A 3,891-nucleotide genomic window follows, 5' to 3' on the forward strand; every position below is an offset into this window, starting at 1 on the left:
TGCATACGGCGATGACGCATCAATTACAATCAACATCAAATCCACCTGACGACTTTCTTCCAATGTTGAATGGAATGAGTCGATAATTTGGGGTGGTAAATCTTGAATAAATCCTACCGTATCCGTTATGGACATTTGGAAATGATTATTGAGTGAAAATACCCGTGTTAAAGGTGTTAAGGTAGCGAATAATTGATTTTCTTCCAAGGTATCCGCTTGGGTCAAGGCGTTTGTAATTGTTGACTTGCCGGCATTGGTATAGCCAATTAAACCCAATTGGAAAATAGCGCCCTTTTCCCGGTTCTCACGAGTCCGACTACGGTGCTTCTCTACTTCTTTCAACTCACCCTTGATGCGTTGAATCTCGTTACGAAGAACCCGACGGTCTTGCTCAATTTTCGTTTCACCAGGACCTCTCGTCCCAATCCCCCCACCAAGTCTAGATAGGGCATTATAATTACCTGCTAAACGCGGTAATAGGTATTCGTTCTGTGCTAAGGCAACCTGTAATTTACCTTCTTTTGAAGTTGCCCGCATAGCGAAAATATCCAAAATTAATTGAATCCGGTCAATCACTGGGAAATCTACTGCTTGTTGTAGGTTGTTATTTTGTGACGGCGTTAATTGCTGATAGAAAATAATTAAATCAGCTTCATTTGCATCTGCATGCATGGCCAATTCTTCTACTTTCCCCTTACCAATTAGGGTTCTGGCGTCAAATCTTTCCCGTTTTTGTGAAACGAGCCCAACCACTTCTCCCCCTGCCGTATTCACTAACTCCTCTAACTCTTCAATTTGCATATCAAATTGTCGGTCACTGGTGTCAGGTGTCTGAACTGCTGCTAATAAAACTTTTTGCATACTTCCTCCTTCTGAACCGAAAATCTAAATTAAGGCAAACTAGTCGCATTCAAAAAATCTTCTACTAGCTTTAATACCTGCTGCAAATTCTCAGGATGCGTCACTAAATCTAGCCAATGCGCATCTGTTAATCGATTTCTGATCCATGTTATTTGTCGTTTGGCATACCGTCTTGAATTTTGTTTTAAATCTTCTAGCGCTAATTCAAGTGGCATTTCACCTCGAATATAAGGTAATAATTCCTTATAGCCGATAGCTTTCATTGATTGTTGATCCTCAGCTAAGTTTTGCGCCAACAACCATTTCGTTTCTTCAATAAGCCCTTGGTTGACCATATCATCGACCCGCATATTGATTCTTTCGTATAAGACTTGTCGGTCCGTATTTAAAGCGATAATCAACAAATCATAGGGCGACACATGATTTGCATGCGTTTCCGATTGGTCTGAAAATAACCGGTCCGAAAAAGTTCCAACTTCTAAAGCCCGAATGACTCTACGTAAATTATTGGGATGAATTTGGTCTGCTGCTTTAGGGTCTAAGTCAACCAATTTCTGGTAGACTGCTTCATTCCCTTCCATTTGCGCTAACGTTTCCATTTGCGCACGAAATTCAGGATGTTCCAAATCTTTACCACCTAAGGATAAGTCATATATAAAGGATTCTAGGTATAAACCCGTTCCCCCAACTAATATAGGGACTTTTCCTTTTGCCAAAATAGCCTCCATAGCCGACTTAGCATCCTCTTTAAAGCGAGAAACTGAATATTCTTCGTCCACTCTAACATAGGAAACTAAATGATGCACTGCCACAGCTTGCTCACTTTCAGTCGGGGTCGCCGTTCCAATATTTAAATTTTGGTAGATTTGCATGGAATCACCGTTAATAATTTCACCATTAAATGCTGTGGCTAATTTTAAAGATAAACTGGTCTTACCTACACCCGTAGGCCCAGCTATTACTATCATCTTAGGATTCATCCACCCACTCCTCCTGTTATTAGCGAAGATTCGCTTTAAATTGTCGGTCTTCTTCAATTTGTTCAGCCGCTGCTTGCTTTGCAACTGCCGTAATATTAGACCCCGTCAGCATTCTTGCGACTTCGTCTATCCGTTCTTCATTTGTTAGTAATCGTACATTTGTATAGGTACGGTTGCTGTTTTCATCTTTAGAGATGAACAATTGGTGGTCTGCCATCGAGGCTACTTGCGGTAAATGCGTAATACATAATACCTGAGCTTTAAGGGCAATTTCAAACATTTTGGTTGCAATAGCCTGAGCCACACGTCCAGATACCCCCGTATCCACCTCATCAAAGATAATTGCTGTTACCCCTGATGCATTTTGGAAAATAGTTTTCATTGCTAACATCAATCGAGATAACTCCCCGCCTGATGCGACCTTAACAAGCGGCTTAAATGGCTCACCAAGGTTAGTGGCGATCATAAAGGCGACATCATCAATCCCATAGGGTCCTAATTCATCCAGGGTTAACATATCCACGCGGAACTTGGCTTTCTCCATATAGAGCGCCTGCATCTGTCCTTCAATGGCCGTCACTAAACCTGCTGTTGCAGATTTTCTACTCTTAGATAAATCTTCTGCTAATGCTAATGCATTTGCTTGCGCTTTTTTTACTGCATCCTTTAATTTTTGTTGATTCGACTCACGGTTTTCAATTTGCTTCAACTCTTCCTTCGCCTTATCCAGATAGATTAGAACGGCTTCAGTATCGTCCCCATATTTACGGGTCAGATTCTTATATACAGCTAATCGTTCAATAATGTCATCCAAACGATTCGGATCATAATGCAGTTGATCTACCTGGTCTGAAATACTTGAGGCCAAATCCTGTAAGGCATAATAAGTTCCCGTTGTTTGTTCATAGAAATCACTATAGGTCGTGTCAAAGTCACGTATGGTTTCAAGTTCACCAATAACCTGACCGACTAAATCGATAATATTCAAATCAGCATTAGACAGCAAATTATTGCTGGCACCTAAGGCATCAGCAATTTTTTGAAAATTTTGCAATTGATCACGTTCACTAATTAAAGCTTGGTCTTCACCCACTTGTAAATTCGCCGATTCAATTTCATTGATTTGGAATTTTAATAAATCAACGCGTTGGGCAGCTTCTTGCTCGTTTAGATTTTGACTATCTAATTGCTTTTTCGCAGTTTGATAAGTTACATAAGCTTCTTGGTAGCTAGCTAGTTTAGGAGCAATTTCATGCTTAGCAAAATGGTCTAGCAAATGAATATGATTGCTTGTGTTCATTAAAGACTGGTGCTCATTTTGCCCATGGATATCTACAATGTGCGTACCTAAAGCTTTGAGCATGCTAACAGTCATGGATACGCCATTAACTTTGATTGTATTTTTTCCATTGATATCTAACTGACGGACAATCATCAATTGGGCATCATCGAAAGGAATGTCATTATCAGCCAACATACTGCGACCTTCTTCAGATAAATCAGGCATGTAAAAGATCCCTCGAAGGTCAAATTTATCGCTACCATAGCGAATGAAGTCTGTTGATCCACGACCACCGACTAACAAGCCAACAGCATCAATAATAATGGACTTCCCGGCACCTGTTTCACCAGTTAGGACAGTCATGCCTGTATCAAAATCAATTGTTAAATCTTCTATAATTGCAAAATTTTTAATTGTAAGATGCTGAAGCATTTACATCTCTCCCCTTATCTAACCCTATAGATACCCTCGTTAATGAAATACTGAATGTGCCTCTTCGATGACCGCATCAATATCTATTGCGGGATCAATTTGGCCAGGCTCACCTTCTGTATTCGTTAGTAGCATTAAAAACTCAATATTCCCAGTACCACCAGTAATCGGTGAATAGGTTAAACCTGAAACATCGTAACCAAGTCCAATTGCGGTTTGCATAGTATGTTCAATCACGTCTCTATGGACTTTCTTATCTCGAACGATCCCTTTTTTACCGACTTTATCTTTACCGGCTTCAAACTGTGGTTTCACTAAAGCAGCCACTTGTCCGTC

General features: G+C 40.3%; 4 protein-coding genes. All 4 read right to left on the minus strand.

All coding sequences use genetic code 11. The features are described from left to right. A partial coding sequence (hflX, locus tag ACRCJ0_RS10340; RefSeq protein ID WP_431390383.1) for a GTPase HflX occupies window positions 1-861 on the minus strand: 861 nt, incomplete at its 3' end. 29 nt (window positions 862-890) lie between these two features. Next, entirely contained in the window at window positions 891-1,841 is a 951-nt protein-coding gene (gene miaA, locus ACRCJ0_RS10345) for a tRNA (adenosine(37)-N6)-dimethylallyltransferase MiaA (protein WP_431390384.1), read from the minus strand. Window positions 1,842-1,860: 19 nt separating this feature from the next. Further along, window positions 1,861-3,555 carry a DNA repair protein RecN gene (gene recN, locus ACRCJ0_RS10350; protein ID WP_154836769.1) on the minus strand — a complete coding sequence of 565 codons (1,695 nt, stop codon included), beginning with the start codon at window positions 3,553-3,555 and terminating at the stop codon, window positions 1,861-1,863. A 39-nt stretch (window positions 3,556-3,594) separates the two neighbouring features. Further along, window positions 3,595-3,891 (minus strand): SAM-dependent methyltransferase (locus tag ACRCJ0_RS10355; RefSeq protein WP_431390385.1); only part of this gene is annotated, 297 nt, incomplete at its 5' end.

The sequence above is a fragment of the Aerococcus sp. L_32 genome, from assembly GCF_050689315.1.

Coding starts and splice junctions, on each gene's coding strand:
- recN (WP_154836769.1), bottom strand. CDS start 3,555: ATGCTTCAGCATCTTACAATTAAAAATTTTGCAATTATAGAAGATTTA.
- miaA (WP_431390384.1), bottom strand. CDS start 1,841: ATGAATCCTAAGATGATAGTAATAGCTGGGCCTACGGGTGTAGGTAAG.